This window comes from Streptomyces incarnatus (assembly GCF_001027185.1).
Taxonomy (GTDB): Bacteria; Actinomycetota; Actinomycetes; order Streptomycetales; family Streptomycetaceae; genus Streptomyces; species Streptomyces puniciscabiei.
Genome location: NZ_CP011497.1, coordinates 115,406 through 135,860 on the forward strand (window position 1 = coordinate 115,406; position 20,455 = coordinate 135,860).

A 20,455-nucleotide genomic window follows, 5' to 3' on the forward strand; every position below is an offset into this window, starting at 1 on the left:
TTCTACCGCTGGAGGGTGGTCTCGCGCGGGGACCGGGAGAGCGCGGCGGCGTGGCCGGATCTGGCCGTCCGGTCGCGTTCCGCCAGGGCCTGGCGGATCAGCTCCAGGCTGCGGGTGACCGAGCCGACCTCGTCGTGGTTGACCGGGTGCAGCACGGTGCGGCGGTCTCCGCCGGCGAGCCGCTCGACGAGTACGGCGACCGCGCGCAGCGGCCGGATCACCACGACATGCAGCCAGCCCAGGCAGGCCGTGCCCAGGGTGAGGCCCAGGATGCCGGCGAGCATGGTGCGCTGCTCGGCCTGCACCGCGGGGACCTGGAGCGCCGCCGCGGGTTCCGTGGTCACCACGTGCCAGCCGAGGCGGGCTGTCGGGCCGCTCTGTGCCAGCGGCGCGGCGGCGTCGGCCGATGGTCCCGAAGAGGTGCGGAGCGCCGCCGAGGTCGCGGTGCCCGCGGTCCCCGGGGCGCCCTGGGCGGCGCGGACGAGACGGGTCAGGCCGGAGTCGGGCAACGACTGGAAGGCGCGGTAGCCCACGCTCGCCGCCAGCACCTTGTTGTTGTCGTCCGTCACCCAGACGCTGCCCAACTTCGGCCGCGGCAGTATGGAGTTGAGCGCCTTCACGTCGATCTCGCCGAAGAGGACCACCCCGGCCGCCAGGGCCTTGCCCTTCACGGCCCGGACCTGGGCGTAGGCGGCGATCGCCGGAATCCGACCGGAGGTGTTGACGGTGGTGATGCCGCCGCCGTCGGGCACGTGGACCAGGGTGCGCAGCGGTGTGTCGCCCGTCCGCAGCGTGATGCCGCCCGAGCGGTTGAGGAGATACAGCGAGCGGTACTGCTTGTGGTCGGCCAGGGTGTGCCGCAGAAGCTTGGTCTGGGCGGCACGGCTCAGGCCCGGCAGACCCGCGGCCACCTCGCTCAGGTCGGTGTACGACTGGTCGAGGGACTGCCTGACCCGGTTCGCCGCGAGCTCGGTGCGCGCCTGCTGGGCGGCGAGGACCGCGGTGGGCACCGCGGTCGCGGTATCCGCCCGGTTCACAAGGAAGATCATCGGTACGGCCCAGCAGGCCACCACCAGTACGCCGACCACGGCCAGCGCCCGGTAGCCCGGCCCGCGCCGGGCCGGGAACGTTTCGGGGCCGCTCTCGCCGAGCAGTTGCCGGCGCAGTGACTCCAGTGCCCGCCCGATCAGGGCCAGTTCCCCGAAGCCGTGCACCGGGACCGGTCGGTACAGCCCCTCCAGTGCGGTCGGCTCGTCCTCGGTCGCGCCCCGGGACAGGCGGCCGGCGGACAGATACAGCCGCAGCAGTGGCCGCTGCACCAGGAAGTACAGCGCCAGCCCGAGCAGCAGCGAGACAGCGGCCAGCGCACCCGCCGCTTCGAGCGCGAAGCGCGAGTAGTCGGCGGGGGTGGTCGTGACGGGCACTGCGCGGGAGGTGAGCACCACCAGACCGAGGCCGTCGGTGTCGCCCGGACCGGTCGTCGAGGCGACCTGGGCCCAGCCGGCCACCGTACGCAGGCTGCCCGTGGTGGCGCCCAGCAGGCTTCCCGCGGCGTCGGTGTCACTCCCCGACCCGTTTGCCGCACGGGCCGCCGCCGTGGGCAGGCCACGGTCGGCGGCCGCCGGCGATGCCGTGCCGCGGGCTGTGGTGGCGAGCGCGGTGCCGTTCGCGTCCAGCACTGCGGCGGTGCGTCCGTCGCCGTATGTGGTGAGGGCGGGGAGCGTCTCGCAGACCACCAGCAGCCACTGCCGCTGGGACCGGCTCGATGCCTGGTACTGGTCCTGGTTGGCGTCCTCCTGCTGCGCGGGCAGCGTGACCCTGCCGAAGTACAGCAGTTGCCGCGTGCCGCCCGATGTCACCAGTCGGGGCCGGATCGACTGGTGCCGGGTCGCCGCCCTGAGGACGTCCGCCCCGGTCGGTGGCACCGGCTTGCCGCCGGTCGCCAGCAGGTGGCCGGTGTGCGGATCGAGCAGGGCACTGCCGAGTATCGTCTTCCTGGCAGAGGTCAGTGCTTTGAGGGCGGTCGTGGGGGTCGTTGTGCTCGTCGCCGGGTAGGTGGTGGCCGTACGGCGTACTGTGCTCGCCTCGACGTCGATCGCGGTGCGCACCGACAGCGCGGTGTCCGCGGCGATCTGCTGCTCGTCGTTCAGTACCGCCTGCGGCACTTGACCGGCGTGGATGCCATTGAGGCCGATGACGGTCAGGGCGGCGACCAACAGCAAGAGCGCGACGAGTGAGGCGATCGGAGGGCGCACGCCGCCAAGCATCGGCATGTCGGCCCGACGGCGGATGCGGTGTCGGCGCGGCGCCCTGGGTGCGGAGGACAGAACTCGATCCTTCCTCAACTGGCGCCGAGCGCCTGGGTGTTCGATAGAGCGAACACAGTAGCCTTATATGATCACATTACCATCACATTTTCGTGTGTCGTGCGTATGAAATGGATCATTGGGTACTGGCCGGTGCTGCGGGCCCGCCCCCACATGCCGGAGGGCGCCCCCGCACAGGCCCTGGGTGATCGATTCCAAGGGGTTGATGAGTGGAGCCAGGTCCGTGCGCGGCCGGCCGGTCATGCGCGGCAGCCCGAGCCGAAGGGCGGTGTCGGTCGCAAGGGGGACCGTGTCGATCTAGAGCGCGGCGAACTCGGCGTCTGTCTCCGCGGTCCGCTTTACCTCGGCGGCGTGCCGGTGGCTGACTGGCTGCTGGTCGCCGTCCTGATCAAGGTCAGCGACACCGCCCGCCGCCCGCCACCAATGCCGATCGAGGACGTCAGTGCCGCCGAGACCGAGTTCGTACGGCGGTGAAACCGCGACCCCCGCGGTACTCGGCGTTGCTGTCCTCCTCGCCCTTCAGTAGGGCTCGTCCAGGGCGTTTGCCGTGCGGCACCGCCATCCCGCAGTAATGACGACTGGATGCAGCCACACCCCGGTCGCGGACCGGGAGGAGAGTGCCGTCCACGATCCACACCCGGTCTGTGGCATCGGCCGGGACACGCGAGATCCGCGGCATGCGGGCCGGCGGCTCCTGCGATGGCGCGAAATGTCGGCTCCAGGTCCAGACCGAGATCAAGGACCGCGGCGTCGACGACGTGTTCATGCTGGTCGGCGGCGGGCTCACGGGCCTGTCCGACTCCGTCTCGGCGGTCTGGCTCCGAGCGGTCACCCGGAACCGCGTCGTCCACCTGGGCCTGGCGTCGTTCCGCTGGGCGGGCCACCAGGACTGGGGCGGGAGCGAGCGATCTCCCGCGCACCTCAGCCGGTCCGCACGGCTCCGACAGCGAGCGCGGCAGAACACCTCGGGCGCCAAGAGCCGCGCGACTTCTGATGTCGGCCTTGGTCCTATTCTCACCCTCCGCTGAACTTCGCCTTTCACGACGCTGAACTTCGCCTTTCATGCCGCGGCTACCTTTCCGGCGGAGTCGAGATCAGCTTTGCAGTCAGGAGACCGGTTCGGTGAAGCGACGCAACACAGGCGGCAGGTTCTACGCGCCGCTGGCCGGCGTGCTCCTGGCACTGTCCCTGGGCGGCTGCGGCACGAGCGGTGGCAGCGCGACCGATCCGGCATCCGCCACCGCCGGCGCCACGCCCGGGACCGCGTCCCACGTCACGGCCGACGCTGCCGCCTGGCAGAAGTGGGGCCTGACACCGCTGCCCGCGGCTCCCGAGCCCCCGGCGGACAAACCCATCAAGCTGTCCGCGACCGGCCCGGTTCCGGTCTTCGCGCACGTTCCGACATCCCAGAAGGTCGTCTTCATCACCGTCGACGACGGGCAGGAGAAGGACCCCAAGTTCATCGAGATGATGCGGGACCTGAAGATCCCGATCACGATGTTCCTGATGAACGACGCCATCAAGTCGGACTACGGCTACTTCAAGCCCCTGCAGGCGATGGGCAACCACATCCAGAACCACACCCTGCACCATCCCGCGATGAACACCATCCCGCTGCTCCGCCAGAAGCAAGAGGTGTGCGGCGACCAGAAGATCCTCACCCAAAAGTTCGGCACCGCCCCGTTGCTGTTCCGGCCGCCCTACGGGGCGTACGACAACAACACCAGGATCGCGGTGGGAGAGTGCGGGCCACGAGCGATCGTCTGGTGGCGTGAATCCATGCAGGTACGCGATATGCAGTACCAAAAGCCGGACAAGAAGCTGCGTCCCGGTGACATCATCCTCGCGCACTTCCGCGGCCCTGCGGAGCTCAAGGGCGCCACCATGACGGAGATGTTCGCGAATCTGCTCAAGCGCGTCAGGGAGCAAGGCTTCGCGGTGGCCCGGCTGGAGGACTACATCCAGCCGCCGGCCGGACATTGAACCGACCAGAAACAGTGTGCCTCGCAGCCGTGGCAATCCCCGCAGGAAAGGGGGGTCAAGGGCCGAGGAAAGCCCCGGGCAAGCCTTCGCAACGAAGCGTGGGTGGCGCCGGGCGGAAAGCGCAGGCAGGAAACAGCCCATGGGACTCACGAGCAACAAAGTGCTGATGCTGGCGATCGTCCTCGCCGTGCTGCTGTTCGTCTGCACGGTGTGGTTGTGGCCGCGGCTGGCCCGGCAGAGCTGGCGGGCCGTCAGCGGGCGGGTCGGCCTGCTGCTCACCACCCAGCTGGCGCTCTTCGCCTCGGTGGGCCTCGCCGCCAACCAGGCGTTCGGTTTCTACGCCAGCTGGGCGGACCTGTTCGGCCAGGAGAACGCCCCGGGCGTGGTCGTCGACCATATAGCGGGCGGCGCCGACAGTCCCATCCAGGTGGTGGCCACGTCCAAGGTCATCGGTGCGAGCAGCACGCTGCCGCAGGTGGCCGGGCAGGTGCAGAAGGTCGACGTCATCGGCCGTACGACCCACCTGTCCACGCCGGCGTTCGTCTATCTGCCCCCGGAGTACTTCCAGCCGAAGAACAGCGGGCGCAAGTTCCCGGTGTCCGTGGTCCTCACGGGTTACCCCGGCACGGCCGAGGCGCTGGTGAACAAGCTGAACTACCCCAGTACGGCCCAGGGGCTGGCCCGGCAGGGGAAGATGCAGCCGATGATCCTGGTGATGCTGCGGCCGACCGTGGCGCCGCCGCGCGACACCGAGTGCGTCGACGTTCCCGGCGGCCCGCAGAGCGAGACGTTCTTCGCGAAGGACCTGCGCGAGTCGGTGATGGCCCACTACCGGGTCGACAAGACGCCCGCCAGCTGGGGCATCGTCGGGGACTCGACCGGCGGTTACTGCGCGCTGAAGATCGCCATGCACCACCCGGGTTCCTACGCGGCCGCCGCCGGTCTGTCGCCGTACTACAAGGCGCCGATCGACCCCACGACCGGGGACCTCTTCCACGGCGACAAGAACCTGCAGAATCGATCCGACCTGTTCTGGACGATCAAGCATCTGACCGCGCCCGAGACGTCGCTGCTCGTCACCAGCAGCAGGGTCGGTGAGCACAACTACAAGGACACGCTCAAGTTCATCAAGAGTGTGCAGGACACGAACGTGACCAGGATTTCGTCGATCATCCTTCCCAGCGGCGGGCACAACTTCAACACCTGGCGGCGGGAGATCCCCGCCACGCTCCAGTGGCTCAGCTCGCGACTGGTCGCCCACTGAGCCATCGGCTCCGTGAAGCCGAAGATCGGTGCCCTGGCTGGAGCGCAGACTCGGTCGACTCGACGATCAACAGGGACTTCGACCACCCAGTCGTGATCGAGTCACCGAGCAGGTGGGCCAGGCAACCGAGGCCGGCCACGTAGGCAAGCCAACCGGGCGCGGCCGCAATGAACTTGGCGATCACGGCGGTGCCCAGCGCAGCCACCACCACAATGGTGCCTGGCGCGTGGAAATCCTGTCCGGGTGGGCACAGCTTGATCGCGCGTACCGCCATCGCCGGCAGGAAGGAACACATCCCGGCGCCAGGCGGCGAACCGGCACAGCAGCCGGGAGACCGGACCGAGGGTGCCGGAAGCGTGCGTGCGTCACGGATTGGTGAGCTGTTCGCTTCGGCCGTCCTCGATGATGTGGTCCACGCACACCGCGAGGATGACCAACAGCAGCGAGTCGGGCTCGTACATCACGTCCACGGCATAGGCGTCGCGGATGCTGAACCAGCGGCGCGAGAGGTGTGCCAAGGGGTGCCGTGGTCCGCGATGTCGAACTCGCGATCCCAGAGGTTGCCCGATTCGCGCAGCCGACGGTCGTCCCGAAGGGCGACCTTGAAACGGTCGCCGAAGATGCGGAACCTGCGCTTACTGATGCGGCCGACGGCCTCGCCGTCCTGCTTGACGAGGAGGGTGTGATGGAGGGTCAGGACCTTCTTCACGATGCCCGCGACCTGGTCGTCCTGGGTGTCCACGAAGTGGCACGCATGGAACACCCCGTCCAGATCGAGTGATGGCGTCGACACCTGTCCCCGAATGAAAGTTGCGTCATTACGCAAGGCAGCTACGGCGCTTACACGCGAAGCGAGGAGTCACACATGACCACCGCCCCGAAAGGCCGCGCGGCAGCGCTGGAACATCCCGAACGACTGGAGCGTCTCACCTCTCACCAGGCGTGCCGGGAGAGAGGACGACCCGCAGGATGGCGTGGCGTGGCACCTCGCTGCCGGGCGAGGGTGTCTGCTCACATACTCGGCCGACGGGCGTTCCGGGGTGAGGACACGATCGGTGTCGGATGGGCTGGATGCGTACGCCGACTGCCTGGCCGCTCGATCGGGCTTCGTTCATCGTTTCGCCGATCAGCGAGGGCGCGGCCACCCGGGAACGAGCAGGAGCGTGGGATCCGGTGATGACATAGGTGCACACGGCGGCCGCCAGCAGCACCGCCGTCGTCAGGAGTGGCCGGCGGATGCGCCGTCGCTGCACGGGGCCTTCTTTGCGGGCACCCCGTGGCCCCGGTAGCTGGGTGTGCCGAGCCGTCGAAGATGTTTCCGGCAGCCGCGAAGTGACAGCCGTGGCACGGTCTGCCAGCACGTTCCCGATGGCGTCGCGCATCTCTTCGGCGGTCTGGTACCGGTCCGCCCGATCCTTGGCCAGCGCGCGCAGCACCAGGGTGTCGTAGGCGGCAGGCAGCTGCGGGACGTGGGCTGAGGGAGGCACCGGTGGTGCCGAGAGGTGCTGCATGGCCACGGCCAGCGGGGTGTCGCCGGTGAACGGCGGGCGACGGGTGAGCAGCTCGTAGAGCAGGCAACCGGTCGAGTACAGGTCGGTGCGGACGTCCACCTGCTCGCCCCGGGCCTGTTCCGGCGAGAGGTACTCGGCCGTGCCCACCACCACCGAGGTGCGGGTGAGGGTCGTACCCGTCCGATCCACCGAGCGGGCGATGCCGAAATCCGTCACCTTCACGGTGCCCTCGTGGGAGAGCATGACGTTCGCCGGTTTGATGTCCCGGTGGACGATGCCGTGCCGGTGCGCGTGATCGAGCGCCTCCAGCACGCCGGCGGTGAGTTCCAGGGCGTGCTCGGGACCGGCGATCCGTGCCTCGCGGACGAATTGGAGCAGCGTGGTGCCCTTGACGTACTCCATCACGAGGTACGGGACGAGGTGGCCGTCGATCGTGTCCTCGCCCGCGTCGTAGACGGCGACGACAGACGGGTGGCCCAACAGGGCCGTCGAGACGACCTCCCGGCGGAAACGCGCCCAGTGTTCGGCATCGGCCGCCAGTTCCGGCCGGAGCGCCTTCACGGCGACCGGGCGGAACAGCAGCAGATCGTACGCAAGCCATACTTCGGCCATCCCCCCGCGACCCAGGACGTGTTCCAGGCGGTAGCGTCCTCCCAGATGACGCGAACGATCCATGGTGCTCCCCCTCGTTGCCGACTGACGCAGAGGCACGGTAGGAGCGGTCCTTGTGGGATCTCTGTGATCCGGGGCCGTGGACATCCTGGTCCACACCTCATGGACGTCGACCTCGACTCCGTCTTCCACGGCAGCACCCCCGACCTCACCGCCTACACGGCCGGCAAGGGCTGACAGGCAACAGGACCCAGCCACCGCATTCGCCCGGAAGGCTGTGAACGCGGCCCTCGGCCAGCGGGGCGCGCCGGGCGAGCGCCCGACGCAGCAGCCTGCGTGCCGCCACCCACGCCTGGGCCCGAAGGCCCGCACGCTGAGTACGAGGTAGCCGGATTCCAGGGACAGCCCGAAACGGGCGGCGACCTCCTCGGGCTCCTCACCACGGACGAGCGCCCGGGCCGGCTCCCGTACCCCCGCCTGTTGTTCAGCGAGGCCCGCCAGATATGCCGCCGTGACGTTCTCCGGGGTGGCCTGGAGCGCCCTCGGCTCCATCCGGGTCAGGGACTGCAGCGCCGCTTCCTCGCCCGGGCGGGCCAACTCGCGCAGCGCAAGCTCGTCCATGGCGCCACAAGGCGTGTGCTCTGCCCGCCGCCGTGCTGCTCGGCCCTGCTCGGCCGCAGGCCTCCCGCACGGCAGGTCGCGACGGACGCCGTACGGACCGCATCCGCCACGATTCCAGTCGACGCTGCAACCGGGCCGCGCTGGGACTGGTGGAACCGTGCTCCGTCGATTGCAGTCATTCCCAGGGTGGTGCAACAAGATGACGCACTACGTTCATCGTGTTGTCACCTTCATGCGAACCGACACCGCAATCGTGACCCGGTAAGGCAGTTGACGTGGAGAGGCCCTGAAACGTGACGGTGAGCTGGCGTGGAACGGTGTCCGCGGGTCGCTCCAGGACATGGATGCCGGTGCTGGCCTGGGTGGTGACGCGAGCCGTACTGCTGCTGACGCTCTTCGGCCCCCTGCGCTTCCCCGGTGACGACGTCCGCCCCGACGTGGTCGTCATCTACCACGGCTGGTACGAACGGCTGGTGACCGGCAGCTTTCCGGTCGGCGACGTCACCTGGCAGTACCCGCCCGCCGCGGCGGCGGTCTTCCTCGCCCCGGCACTGCTGCCGTTCCTGACGTACTCGCACGCCTTCTACCTGCTCTGCTGCGCCGCCGACGCGACGGTCCTGGTGATGCTGCTGCGGGCCGGGCGGGCCCACGGCCGGGACCTGGCCGGCGCCTGGCTGTGGATCGCCGGGGTCGCCGTGCTCGGCCCGCTGGTCCTGGCCCGCTACGACGTGATGGTCACCGCCCTCGCCATCGCCGCCCTGCTGACCGCCGCACGGCACCCCCGGGTCGCGGGCGCGCTGGCCGGGATCGGCGCGCTGGTCAAGGCCTGGCCCCTACTGGTGCTCGCCGGTGCGCGGCCCGGCCGCACGACCCGGCGCTCCTGGGGGGCGGCGTTGGTCACCACCGTCGGCGTCAGCGCCGCGTTCCTCGCGTTCACCCGCGGACCGTTCGCGTTCCTTACCCAGCAGCGTCAGCGCGGTGTCGAGATCGAGTCGCTGGGTGCCTTGCCGTTTCATGTCCTGCGCTGGCTCGGTCTGTGGCACGGCACCTCCCGGCTGCACTACGGGTCGTTCGAGTTCCTCGGCCCGTATGTGCCCACCGCGGCCCGGTTCGCACTGGCCGGCGCGGTGCTGGCCTTCTGCTGGCTGGTCTGGTGGCGGATACGTGCCCGCACGTTCAGCGACGTCGTGCTCTACGACGCGGCGTTCGCCGCGGTGCTGGTCTTCGTCACCACCAGCCGGGTGATCAGTCCGCAGTACCTGATCTGGCTGCTCGGCCTCGGCGCGCTCTGCCTGACCAGCCACTCCACCGTCCAGCGCCGGCCTGTGCTGCTCATCCTGGCCGCGTGCTTCTTCACGGTGCTCGAATTCCCCGTCGGCTTCGGCCAGGTCGTACGGAGCAACCTGCCCGGCATAGTCGTACTGCTGATCCGCGACGGACTGCTGCTGGTGGCAACAGTCTCGGCCTGCCGTCGGCTCTGGCACAGTACGGCCTCGCGACCGGAAGCAACGCCTCATGACGCAGGGTCCGTCTTCGGCGGCGTGAGCAAGGGCGAGCGCAGCCGCATCAAGATCCGCGCCAAGAGCTCCGAGTCCCAGCTCCAGGGCCGCTAGCTCGGACGGTACGGATGAAAGCCGGCCGTCGTCGACGTGGACACCGCGGCCTGGACCGCGCAGGGCCTGGTGATGGGGCGAGCACCCGAGCCACAGTGGAACTCACCGAGGACCAGGCACAGGAGGTCGGCCTCCCGCCCTGGAGTGCCTGTCGGCGCCGCAGCTTACGACGTGGTCGGCGGCGGGCGTGAATGACGTGAGAACGCGGGTCCGGCACGCCCGCCGTGGGGCGGTTGATGTCAGACCTGCTCGTCGGGCCGGGATACGGCGACCAGGCCCCTCGGGTAGCCCACCTTGTGGCCCCGCAGGTTCACCGACAGACCCCCGTCGGGCCGTACGAGCCGTACGCGCCTGATCCCGTAGTACGCCCGGCCGTTCAGGAACAGCGCGAGGCCCACGACGAACGAGAAGGCGGCAAGGAAGAACAGCACACCGACGGAGAAGAAGCCTGGTTGCGCATGACCCTCGTCGGCCGTCCGGCCACCGGCGCTGACCAGCATCGGCACCCACACCAGCAGCGATGCCAGCAGGCCGGCCCCGACCGCGATATGGGCACGGCGCTTGGTTTCGGCTTTCCTCAGGCTCTCGACGGTCATGGCGAGGACACTCTTGCAACGCGGACACTCCACCTTGATCACAGTGTCCGGGGTCTGCGGGCGGACGAATCCTGCCCCGCTGAACACGTGGTACAGCCAGCGGGTGTTGACGACGTTTCCCCTGACCTTGGCACGAAGCAGGCAGCCGAGCTGCAGCGTGTAGCTCTCATGAAGTCTGCCAGAGCCTGGCATGCTCACCTTCTCCCCAGGGCGCACGTGGCACCCGATACAAGGACTGTCTGACGAGACGACATGGTCACCCATGGGATGACTCGGCGTAAACCGACCACCGTATGCCACGGCCGCCCAGGGAGCTCGGAGCCGTGGTGTTGACCGCGTCCGAGCGGCGGTCGATGCCGGCCACGCACCGGGCTCCGCACTCCGGGCACTCCACCTCGCCCGTGCCGTCCTGCACGGCCGCCAGGCGCTGGCGCGACCGCCGTTCCCGACGCCACTGCCTGGACCACCGGGCGACGATCCCGTTTCGTCGCTCTGGGCGACCGGGCGAGAACCATCCGCGTAGTCCCCCAGGTGATGGCCCAGCAGCCCGGAGGGTCCCGGCGCAACGCAGAGAGGACGAGGTGAGCCGGAATGCTGGTGTCCGAGGTGTAGGCCATCGTCCACCTCAGGACGTGCTGTCCCGGCAGCACATGCAGCCCCCCGAACGTACCGCGCCAGTTGTTGAGCGGGGTGCCGAGGACACAGACGTCGCGCAGAGCTCCGTCGACGACGAAGTCTTCCGGTCAATACGTCCACAGACCTCGGACCGACTGCCCGTTCACCACTGCGCAAATGGCTCCCTTGCCGCGATGTCCGGGCAAGCCCGGTCGAGTGCGCGCCGGAAGTCATGGGCCAGCCCTGCCAGCATGCCCTCGACGTCCGAAAGGGGGGCTGTTTCGATCGCCGGGGCGGGAATCCAGTCGGTCTGCGTTGTACAGGTCATGGTGATCCGTTCGCCGGCCGGGCCGAACGTGACGACACGTTCGACCCCCTGCCCGTAGAAGTCGATCTGCGCACGCTCCATCCGGCGTAGGGATGTCCGTACCTGCGGGAGTTGCTCGATGACCGCTGACAGGTCGTAGGAGACGTCCACGGGCCATGGATCCTGACCGAACCCGGCTACGTGGAAGCAGCAGTCCGTCTCGCCCAGGAGTTCACAGGCATCCATGACCAGAGACTCATAGTCCGCGGCGAGGTCGAGGTCATGTGTCACCGGGGTTGCGGACGCGGGCGGAGACACTGTCATACGGAATTGCACGGAGCTGCTCACTTCTTCAGGATCGGGAACGCCGTCTTGTAGGAACCATCAGGTTTGGGACCAGCCTCACGTAGTTGGCCTCGACTATTTCACCGTCCGGCATGATGAACTTGCCCATTCCCGGTGGCAGTTCCACGTCGCACACTCCACCGTTGGGGTCATGATGGGTCTTCAGGACCTCCAGTGCCTTGTCGTTGTCCAGCCATTGCCCCTGCGGATTCCCCGTGCTGCGTGCGCGGTCGGTAAGGCTCTTGGCGTTCTTCGCGCCCGCGCCGTGCTCACTGAAACCGCGGCCGAAGGTCGGCCGACTACGTGTGTTCCGTGATTCTCCGTCCGAAGAAGCTGTCCGGCGAGGACTCACTGCGCTGTTCTGGTCGAACATCAACCCGTACGGCACCTTCCGCCTCGACATGGACAAGCGGCTCGACCTGCTGCCTGCCCCGGTGCCCGGGCCGCGCCGCGCGGCGGATGACGGCGTTCAAGCAGCGGGCTCGGCATCCGGCCGCTGAACCGGAGCAACACCGCCGCCCGCGTCGTGACCACCCGCAACCTTCCATGGACGTGATCCAAGCGGGAGCATCCTGGTGACGGTGGACGGGGGGCAGACCATGGGGCGGAGACGGGGTGCGTGGGCCGGGTCGGCGGTAGCGGGAGGGGCCGCATTGGTGGCGGCTGTGCTGGGGCCGGTGACCAACTACGCCAGTGCCGCAGTGCCTGGCTGGGCGGCGCAGGCGTGGGTGATCTGGCCGGTGTTCGCCGTACTGGTGGCGGTCAGCATCGGGCTGTTGCTGTGGGGCCGGCATCTGGATGCCGCAGCAAGGCCCCCGGCGCGGCTGGCACCGGTGAGCCGACTGGCCCGAGGCCAGCAGGCTTCGTTACGCCCCCCGCATGTTCAGCGCGTGCGGGGGCGTGAGGGAGAACTCGCCGTGCTGGCAGGCATGCTTCGGCGGCCACAAGGCCGGTTCGCGGTGCTGTGCGCGGTCGGCGGGATGGGCAAGACAACGGTGGCCGCGCAACTGGCCACCCAGGCCGAGGCGGCGGGCTGGCGAGTGTTTTGGGTGCGCTGGCGCGACGGCGCCGAGCTGGCGCAGCAGATGGTGCAGGCGGCGCTGGCCTGCGGCCTGCCAGAGGCAGAGCTGGAGGCCGCGCGAGCGGGGCAGGCGAGCCTGCCGGATGTGGTCTGGCGACAGTTGAGCCGGGTGCGGCGGTGGCTGCTGGTGGTGGACAACGCCGACGAGCCGCACGAGATCGGCCCGGCGGGGGAACCGGTAGCCGAGTACCGCGGCTGGATCCGTCCGCACGGCCGGGGCCTGCTGGTGGTGACCAGCCGGGATGGCGGCGAGCAGACCTGGGGTCCGTGCGCACGGCTGCTGCCGCTGGAGCCACTGCCGGTGCGACCTGCGGGGCAGGTCCTGCTGGACGCTGCTCCCGCAGCCGGCACCGCCGAACAGGCCCGGGAGCTGGCGGCGCGACTGGGCGGGCTGCCACTTGCGTTGCACGCGGCTGGCACCTATCTGGCCGGACCCACCAGCCGCTACCGCACCTTTGCCGCCTACCGCCAGGCCCTGGAACGGGAACTGCGGTTCTTGTTGGGAGCGGCGCACCCGAATGCCTCCCATCCGCAGGTCGCCCGCGCCGTGGTGCGGCACACCTGGGAGGTGTCCTTGGACCAGCTCGCCAGGGAGGGCAACGCTTTGGCCCGCCCCCTGTTGCGACTGCTGGCCCTGCTGGCTCAGGCCCCCGTCCCACTGTCCCTGATCACCCCGGACCTGCTGTCCGTCGTCACCGGACACGACGTCACCGCGGTGGCCCTGGAGGCCGCGTTCGCCGGCCTGCACCGCTACGGTCTCCTCGGCCTGCCCCACTCTCCCGGCAGCACCGGCCCGGCGTCGGGCAGCAGTGAGGGGGCGCAGGTGGTGCTGCATCCCCTGATCCGAGAGATCAACGCTGTCGCCCTCACGGCTGAGACCTCCGAGCTCGCCGTGTGGCACCGGGCCCTTGCCGAGCGGCTGACCGCGGCCGTGCACGAGGCCAACCAGCGCGGGCGCGCCGGTTGGCCTGCAGCCGTACTCCTCGCCCCCCACCTGCCTCTGCTGCTCGACTACGCGGACCCGCGCACCGCCACAGACCACCGCACCACTCTCAACGCCCTGGCGCGGGTGCTGCAGAAGGCTGGCGCTTTCGGTGCGGCGCGCCTGCTGCACGAACGGGTCCTCGACGTCGAGACCCGCATGCTGGGCCCCGAGCACCCCGATACCTTGACCAGCCGCAACAACCTGGGCAATGCCTTGTTCGGAATGGGAGAGCCGGCCGAGGCAATACGCCTGCTGCGGCAGACTCTGGAGGACCGCGCCCGCATCCTGGGTCTCGTGCATCCCGATACCTTGACCAGCCGCAATGACCTCGCATGCGCGTTGGACGGGACGGGTGAGCATGCCGAGGCGGTGGGTCTGCTGCGGCAGACCCTCAACGACCGTACCCGTGTCCTGGGCCCCGAGCATCCGCATACGCTGGCCAGCCGGGACAGCCTCGGTCTCGCCCTGGACGGGATGGGCGAGCACGCACAAGCAGTGCGCATGCACCGGCGCACCCTGGAGGACCGCATCCGTGTCCTGGGCCCCGAGCACCACCTCACCCTGCTCAGCCGCCACAACCTCGCCAGCGCCCTGACCAGGGCGGGTGAGCAGACGGAAGCGATACAGCTGCTGCGGCAGGCGCTCAACGACCACGCCCGCATTCTGGGCGACGAGCATCCGCATACGCTGGCCAGCCGGGACAGCCTCGGTCTCGCCCTGGACGGGATGGGCGAGCACGCACAAGCAGTGCGCGTGCACCGGCAGACCTTGGAGGACCGCACCCGCATCCTGGGCCCCGAGCACCCGGACACCCTTGCCAGTCGCCACAACCTCGCTCTCGCTTTGACCAGTGCAGGTGAGCAGGCCGAGGCGATACAGCTGCTGCGCCGAACCCTCGATGACCGCGTCCGCATCCTGGGCGACGAGCACACGCATACCCTGAGCACCCGCAACGCGCTCGAGACAGCGCTAGCCATGTCCACCCAACGGCCACAGAGCCGGTGGTGGCACTGGCTACGGCGCGGGAACGCCGCAGCCAGCGGCGGTTGAGGGAGCCCTGTATCCCCGAGCCGCCGCCAAGCGTCAAGTAGCACTCTGTAATTGTTGTTGCATTGTGTGAGCGTATCCGTGGTTGGGTCGACGGCTGCGAGCGTCGGCAAGCCACCGTTTGCCGACGGGAGGCCGACGCGTCCGATGAACCCAGTGCCGCATCAAACAACGTTCGCCCTGTAGGACGCGCCGTTTGGCTGGTGATCCGGGCGGCGCGGGTGTGCACCATGCCGGACGGGTGGCTGAGCGTGTGCGGGTCCGCGAGATCGATGACGACGAGGGACGGCGGCTGCTGCGGATCGTCCGCCGAGGCACCGGATCGGTGGTGACCTGGCGGCGGACCCAGATGGTGCTCGTCAGCGCAGGCCATCGACGTGGCGGAGATTGCCGAGGTGACGTTCACCAGCCGGCCCGCGCCCACGATCTCGCCGCGCCCGCGCCAACCGGATCATCCGGAACTGCGAGCGTCAGGGTCTCCCCATGCTCGCCGACCGCGCCTACCTGGGAGCGCCGGCCCGTGGATGGCGACACCCCCTCGGACGGCCGCCGGGACGTGACCTCACGCCGACTCGTGTGAGTCTAGTAATTCAGCGATCGATGGATTGTTCCCCGTCGCTCCGGCGGTCCGAAGGTCGTGGTGGATCGGTGTCCGGGAGCCGGTCAGCGGTACGCCGGTACCGCCGCGTCTGGCGGCGACGATCTCCGCCGCGATCGACAGGGCGGTCTCCTCGGGCGTACGGGCGCCGAGGTCGAGGCCGATCGGGGAGCGCAGCCGGCCCAGCTCCCGCTCGCTCACGCCTTCCGCCCGCAGACGCCGGTTGCGGTCCTCGTGGGTGCGGCGCGAGCCCATCGCGCCGACGAACGCCACCGGCATGCGGAGGGCCAGTTTGAGCAGGGGCACGTCGAACTTCGTGTCGTGGGTGAGGACGCACAGGACCGTGCGGGTGTCGGTCCCGGTGCGCCGCAGGTACCGGTGCGGCCAGTCGACGACGACCTCGTCGGCGTCGGGGAAGCGGGCCCGGGTGGCGAAGACCGGTCGGGCGTCGCACACGGTCACGTGGTAGCCGAGGAACTTGCCGGCCCGCGCCAGCGCCGAGGCGAAGTCCACCGCACCGAAGACGATCATGCGCGGCGGCGGCACGTTCGACTCGACCAGCAGGGTGAGGCCGCCGGGGCAGCGGGAGCCGTCCGCGGAGATCTCCACCGTGCCGGTGCGGCCCGCCTCCAGCAGGGCACGGGCCTCGGCCGCCGCCGTACGGTCCAGCTCGGGATGGCCGCCGAGAGCGCCCTCGTGGGGGCCGTCATGCCGCACCAGCAAGGCCCGGCCCAGGAGTTCGGCCGGGCCGCGGACGACCCGGGCGAGAGCCGCCGGCCGGCCCTGGGCGGCGGCCGTCACGGCCGCCGCGATGACCGGCCGGGCGGGCGCCCGGACGGACACCGGCGTGACCAGCACCTCGATCGTGCCGCCGCAGGTCAGTCCGACGGCGAAGGCGTCCTCGTCGTTGTAGCCGAACCGTTCGAGCACGCTCTCGCCGGTGCGCAGCGCCTCCAGGCAGAGGTCGTACACCGCACCCTCGACGCAGCCGCCGGAGACCGAGCCGATGACGGTGCCCGCTTCGTCCACGGCGAGGGCGGCGCCGGGAGCGCGCGGTGCGCTGCCGCCGACGGCCACCACGGTGGCGACGGCGAACTCCCGGCCCGCCTCGATCCACCGGTCCAGCTCCTCGGCCAGGTCAAGCATCGAGCGCTCCCGCTGCCGCGGCCAGGACCCGGTCCGGCCGGATGGGCAGGGCGCGGTGGCGTACTCCGGTCGCGTGCCAGACCGCGTTGGCGACGGCGGCCGCGGCGCCCACGATGCCGACCTCGCCGATGCCCTTGATGCCGACCGGGTCGTCCGGGTCGGTGTCGTCGATCCAGTCGGCCTCGATGTGCGGGACGTCGGCGTGGGTGGCCACGTGGTAGCCCGCGAGGTCGGCGCCGACGTGGCCGCCCGAGGCGCGGTCCCGTACGGCCTCCTCGTGCAGCGCCATGGAGATACCCCAGATCATGCCGCCGAGGAGCTGGCCGCGCGCGGTGAGCGGGTTGACGATCCGGCCCGCCGCGAAGATCCCCAGCATGCGCCGCACGCGCACCTCGCCGGTGGTGACGTCCACGGCGACCTCGGCGAACTGGGCTCCGAAGGAGTGGCGTTCGGCGGGCGCGAGCGAGCCGATGGCCTCGGTGGTGTCCGACCGCACCGTGATGCCCTCCGGAGGGATCCCGGCGCCCAGGCCCAGCCTGTCGCGCAGTTCCTCGGCCGCGGCCGCGACCGCCCAGGACCAGGAGCGGGTGCCCATGGAGCCGCCGGCGATCATCGCCGGTCCGAAGTCGCTGTCACCGATGCGGACGCGGACCCGCTCCGGGGGCACGCCCAGCGCGTCGGCAGCGACCAGGGTGAGCGCGGTACGGGCGCCGGTGCCGATGTCGGCCGCGGCGATCCGCACCGTGAAGCCGCCGTCCGGGTGCGCGGTCACGGTCGCCGTGGAGGGTGCCGCGCCCGCGGGGAAGGAGGCCGCCGCGGTGCCGGTGCCGAGCAGCCAGCGGCCGTCCCGGCGCAGGCCGGGGCGCGGGTCGCGGTCCGCCCAGCCGAACCTGCGGGCGCCCTCCCGGAAGCAGGCGGCGACGTTGCGGCCGGCGAACGGCAGGCCGGACACCGGTCCCCGTTCGGGGTCGTTGCGCAGCCGGAGTTCGACCGGGTCGATGCCGCACTTCTCGGCGAGTTCGTCGAGCGCCGCCTCCAGCGCGAAGGAGCCCGGCGCCTCACCCGGGCCCCGCATGAACGTCGGGGTGGGCACGTCGAGCCGGACCACACGGTTGGCGGTGTGGTGGGCGTCGGCGTCGTACATCACCCGTGCCACACCGGCGCTCGGCTCGACGAACTCGTGCACGGTGGAGGTGAGGCTGAGGGAGCTGTGCTCCAGCGCGCGCAGCCTCCCCTCGGCGTCGGCACCGAGCCTGACCCGCTGGATGGTGGGGCTGCGGTAGCCGGCCAGCGAGAACATCTGACGCCGGGTCAGGACGACGCGCACCGGGCGCTGCAGGACGGTCGCGGCCATCACGGCGGCCACCTGGTGGGCCCGTACGCCCTTGCTGCCGAAGCCGCCGCCGACGTGCTCGGAGCGCACCCGCACCGACGCCGGGTCGAGCGAGAAGAGGTTCGCGAGTTCGCCGATGACCCAGGTGGCGCCCTGGTTGGAGTCGACCACCTCGAGCCGGCCGCCGTCCCAGTGGGCGGTCGCCGCATGCGGCTCCATCGGGTTGTGGTGCTCTTCGGGGGTGCGGTACTCGGCGTCCACGACGACGGACGACGCGGCGAGTTCGGCGTCCAGGTCGCCCTTCTCCGTCACCGCCGGCATGTGCCCGTCCACCGGGTAGGCGCCGGGGTGGTCCGCAGTCAAGTCGATGTCGTGGGGCTCCTGTTCGTACGTCACCACGAGCTTCTCGGCGGCCTCCCTGGCCTGCTCGGACGTCTCGGCCACGACCAGCGCCACCGGCCAGCCCAGGTGCGGCACCCGGTCGTGCTGGAAGACGGCACAGGTCGGGTCCGGCTTCATGCCCATCAGACCGGTGTAGTCGGTGTTCACGCGCAGGGCGTTGCGGTGGTCGAGGACGGCGAGGACGCCTGGCATGGCGAGGACGGGGTCGCTGTCGATGGCGCGGATGCGGCCGCGGGCGACCGTGGAGAGCACCAGCCAGCCGTGTGCGAGGTCGGCGAAGGGGATCTCGCCCGCGTAGCGGGCCGCGCCGGTGACCTTGTCCCTGCCCTCCACGCGGGTGTGGGCGGTGCCGACGGAGCGCGTCTGCGCGTGTGTCACGGTGGTGACGCTGGTCATCGGGCGGCCTCCTCGGCGAGTCGGGTGAGCTCGGCCACGACGAGGTTGCGCATGAGGGTCACCTTGTATCCGTTCTGGGGCAGTGGCCGTGCCGCCGCCAGTTCGGCGTCCGCCGCGGCGGCGCAGGTCTCGGCGTCGGCCGGAGCGCCGATCAGGGCGCGTTCGGCGGCGAGGGCCCGCCAGGGCCGGGAGGCGACGGCGCCGAACGCCAGGCGCGCGTCGCGTACGACGCCGTCCCGCACGTCGAGCGCGGCCGCGAGCGAGCCGATGGCGAACGCGTACGAGGCGCGCTCGCGCACCTTGCGGTAGCGGGAGTTGACGGCGACCGGCACGGGCGGCAGGACGACGCCGGTGATCAGGGCGCCCGGCGGCAGGGCGGTCTCGCGGTGCGGGGTGTCGCCGACGGGCAGGTAGAAGTCCGCCAGGGGCATCTCGCCCGGCCCGTCGGCGGTCTCGAAGTGGACGACCGCGTCGAAGGCGGCGAGCGCGACGGCCATGTCGGAGGGGTGTACGGCGACGCAGTGGTCCGAGGCGCCCAGGATCGCGTGGTTGCGGTGCTCGCCCTCGACGGCGGGGCAACCGCTGCCCGGGACGCGCTTGTTGCAGGGCTTGGTGACGTCGGTGAAGTAGCCGCAGCGGGTGCGCTGGAGCAGGTTCCCGCCGACCGTGGCCATGTTGCGCAGCTGCCCGGAGGCGCCGGCCAGCACCGCCTGGGCCAGCGCCGGGTAGCGGCGGCGGACCTCAGGGTGCGCGGCCAGGTCGCCGTTGGTGACGGTGGCGCCGATGCGCAGGCCGCCCTCCGGCGTCGGCTCGATCTCATCCAGCGGGAGTTCGCGGATGTCGACGAGCCGGGCGGGGCGTTCGACGCCGGCCTTCATGAGGTCGACGAGGTTGGTGCCGCCGCCGAGGAAGCAGGTGTCCGGATCGGCGCCCAGCAGCGCGACGGCGCCGGCGACGTCGGACGCCCGCCGATAGTCGAACTCCCTCATGCCACGGCCTCCTTCGGCTCCGTGCCGAGGCCCGCGCGCCCCGCGTCCGGCTGCGCCTCGGCCGCCCGGGCCACGGCCTCGACGATCGAGACGTACGCGCTGCACCGGCACAGGTTGCCGCTCATGCGCTCGCGGATCTCTTCGGCGGTCAGCGGCGGTGGTCCGGCCTCGGGCCGGACGTCCTCGGTGACGGCGCTGGGCCAGCCCGCCGCGTGCTCCTGGATCACCCCGATCGCCGAGCAGATCTGTCCCGGAGTGCAGTAGCCGCACTGGAAACCGTCCAGGTCGAGGAACGCCTGCTGCACGGGATGCAGCTGATCGCCCTCGGCGACGCCTTCGATGGTGGTGATCTCCCGGCCCTCGGCCGCCACGGCCAGTTGCAGGCAGGACACGGCCCGACGGCCGTCCAGCAGGACCGTACAGGCGCCGCACTGTCCCTGGTCACAGCCCTTTTTCGAGCCGGTCAGCGCGAGGCGCTCGCGCAGTGCGTCGAGCAAGGTGGTGCGGTGGTCGACGGGCAGTGTGTACTTCTCGCCGTTGATGTTCAGGGTGATGACACTGGACGTCGATGAGGCCATGAGCAGCTTCTTTCGCATTTCCAGGGCAGATGGGGGGTTCGGCAACCGGGGTTACTCGGCGGGTGCGCGGGGTGTGTGGTGCGGCACTGTGCCGCAGAGGTGGGGC

17 protein-coding genes and 1 pseudogene are annotated in these 20,455 nt (G+C 70.5%); 9 read left to right on the forward strand and 9 right to left on the reverse strand.

What is annotated here, in order from left to right; genetic code table 11:
* Positions 1 to 2: 2 nt before the first annotated feature.
* Complete coding sequence (locus ABB07_RS00590; RefSeq protein ID WP_244189143.1) at positions 3 to 2,255, reverse strand: HAMP domain-containing protein; 2,253 nt, start codon at positions 2,253 to 2,255, stop codon at positions 3 to 5.
* Positions 2,256 to 2,678: 423 nt separating this feature from the next.
* Between ABB07_RS00590 and ABB07_RS41445 the strand changes: the two genes are divergently transcribed.
* The 4 genes from ABB07_RS41445 to ABB07_RS00605 all read left to right on the forward strand — a co-directional run bounded on the left by ABB07_RS41445 (position 2,679) and on the right by ABB07_RS00605 (position 5,574).
* Positions 2,679 to 2,801: a hypothetical protein gene (locus ABB07_RS41445; RefSeq protein WP_279617365.1), complete on the forward strand. Its 123-nt coding sequence runs from the start codon at positions 2,679 to 2,681 to the stop codon at positions 2,799 to 2,801.
* A gap of 203 nt (positions 2,802 to 3,004) precedes the next feature.
* Positions 3,005 to 3,355: a transposase gene (locus tag ABB07_RS00595; protein WP_425264667.1), complete on the forward strand. Its 351-nt coding sequence runs from the start codon at positions 3,005 to 3,007 to the stop codon at positions 3,353 to 3,355.
* 94 nt (positions 3,356 to 3,449) lie between these two features.
* Entirely contained in the window at positions 3,450 to 4,310 is an 861-nt protein-coding gene (locus ABB07_RS00600; RefSeq protein WP_244189144.1) for a polysaccharide deacetylase family protein, read from the forward strand.
* A gap of 139 nt (positions 4,311 to 4,449) precedes the next feature.
* Positions 4,450 to 5,574, forward strand: coding sequence for an alpha/beta hydrolase (locus ABB07_RS00605; RefSeq protein ID WP_208896711.1), 1,125 nt, complete (start codon positions 4,450 to 4,452; stop codon positions 5,572 to 5,574).
* Positions 5,575 to 5,939: 365 nt separating this feature from the next.
* Here ABB07_RS00605 and ABB07_RS00610 read toward each other — a convergent pair whose 3' ends face one another.
* Entirely contained in the window at positions 5,940 to 6,092 is a 153-nt protein-coding gene (locus tag ABB07_RS00610; protein WP_208896712.1) for an LURP-one-related/scramblase family protein, read from the reverse strand.
* 8 nt (positions 6,093 to 6,100) lie between these two features.
* On the opposite strand from ABB07_RS00610, the gene ABB07_RS00615 reads away from it, so the two are divergent.
* A complete protein-coding gene (locus tag ABB07_RS00615) occupies positions 6,101 to 6,355 on the forward strand; it encodes a hypothetical protein (protein ID WP_208896713.1) in 255 nt (84 codons plus the stop codon).
* Positions 6,356 to 6,500: 145 nt separating this feature from the next.
* Here the strand turns inward: ABB07_RS00615 and ABB07_RS00620 are convergent, their stop codons facing one another.
* The gene (locus tag ABB07_RS00620) at positions 6,501 to 7,844 is read right to left on the reverse strand and encodes a protein kinase domain-containing protein (RefSeq protein ID WP_341845918.1); all 1,344 of its coding nucleotides are present in this window, start codon (positions 7,842 to 7,844) and stop codon (positions 6,501 to 6,503) included.
* A gap of 818 nt (positions 7,845 to 8,662) precedes the next feature.
* Here ABB07_RS00620 and ABB07_RS00625 point away from each other — a divergent pair.
* The gene (locus ABB07_RS00625) at positions 8,663 to 9,931 is read left to right on the forward strand and encodes a glycosyltransferase 87 family protein (protein ID WP_208896715.1); all 1,269 of its coding nucleotides are present in this window, start codon (positions 8,663 to 8,665) and stop codon (positions 9,929 to 9,931) included.
* 239 nt (positions 9,932 to 10,170) lie between these two features.
* Here ABB07_RS00625 and ABB07_RS00630 read toward each other — a convergent pair whose 3' ends face one another.
* Together ABB07_RS00630 and ABB07_RS00635 are read right to left on the reverse strand one after the other, a co-directional pair.
* A complete protein-coding gene (locus ABB07_RS00630) occupies positions 10,171 to 10,719 on the reverse strand; it encodes a G protein-coupled receptor family protein (RefSeq protein WP_208896716.1) in 549 nt (182 codons plus the stop codon).
* 586 nt (positions 10,720 to 11,305) lie between these two features.
* Positions 11,306 to 11,620 carry a hypothetical protein gene (locus tag ABB07_RS00635; protein ID WP_208896717.1) on the reverse strand — a complete coding sequence of 105 codons (315 nt, stop codon included), beginning with the start codon at positions 11,618 to 11,620 and terminating at the stop codon, positions 11,306 to 11,308.
* 416 nt (positions 11,621 to 12,036) lie between these two features.
* On the opposite strand from ABB07_RS00635, the gene ABB07_RS00640 reads away from it, so the two are divergent.
* The 3 genes and pseudogenes from ABB07_RS00640 to ABB07_RS41680 all read left to right on the forward strand — a co-directional run.
* Entirely contained in the window at positions 12,037 to 12,294 is a 258-nt protein-coding gene (locus ABB07_RS00640) for a hypothetical protein (protein ID WP_208896718.1), read from the forward strand.
* Between the two features lie 177 nt (positions 12,295 to 12,471).
* Positions 12,472 to 14,910, forward strand: coding sequence for an FxSxx-COOH system tetratricopeptide repeat protein (fxsT, locus tag ABB07_RS00645; protein WP_208896719.1), 2,439 nt, complete (start codon positions 12,472 to 12,474; stop codon positions 14,908 to 14,910).
* A gap of 238 nt (positions 14,911 to 15,148) precedes the next feature.
* Positions 15,149 to 15,317: pseudogene (locus tag ABB07_RS41680) on the forward strand (IS630 family transposase); the annotation flags it as partial.
* Positions 15,318 to 15,469: 152 nt separating this feature from the next.
* Here ABB07_RS41680 and ABB07_RS00650 read toward each other — a convergent pair.
* From ABB07_RS00650 to ABB07_RS00665, 4 genes are read right to left on the reverse strand one after another with little or no spacing between them, the layout of a single operon-like run.
* Positions 15,470 to 16,651: an XdhC family protein gene (locus ABB07_RS00650; protein WP_208896720.1), complete on the reverse strand. Its 1,182-nt coding sequence runs from the start codon at positions 16,649 to 16,651 to the stop codon at positions 15,470 to 15,472.
* The gene (locus ABB07_RS00655) at positions 16,644 to 18,782 is read right to left on the reverse strand and encodes a xanthine dehydrogenase family protein molybdopterin-binding subunit (RefSeq protein ID WP_208896721.1); all 2,139 of its coding nucleotides are present in this window, start codon (positions 18,780 to 18,782) and stop codon (positions 16,644 to 16,646) included. The genes ABB07_RS00650 and ABB07_RS00655 overlap by 8 nt, the downstream gene beginning before the upstream one ends.
* A complete protein-coding gene (locus ABB07_RS00660) occupies positions 18,779 to 19,771 on the reverse strand; it encodes an FAD binding domain-containing protein (protein WP_208896722.1) in 993 nt (330 codons plus the stop codon). The genes ABB07_RS00655 and ABB07_RS00660 overlap by 4 nt, the downstream gene beginning before the upstream one ends.
* Entirely contained in the window at positions 19,768 to 20,349 is a 582-nt protein-coding gene (locus ABB07_RS00665) for a (2Fe-2S)-binding protein (RefSeq protein ID WP_208896723.1), read from the reverse strand. Before ABB07_RS00665 ends, ABB07_RS00660 begins: the two co-directional genes overlap by 4 nt.
* Positions 20,350 to 20,455: the final 106 nt, after the last annotated feature.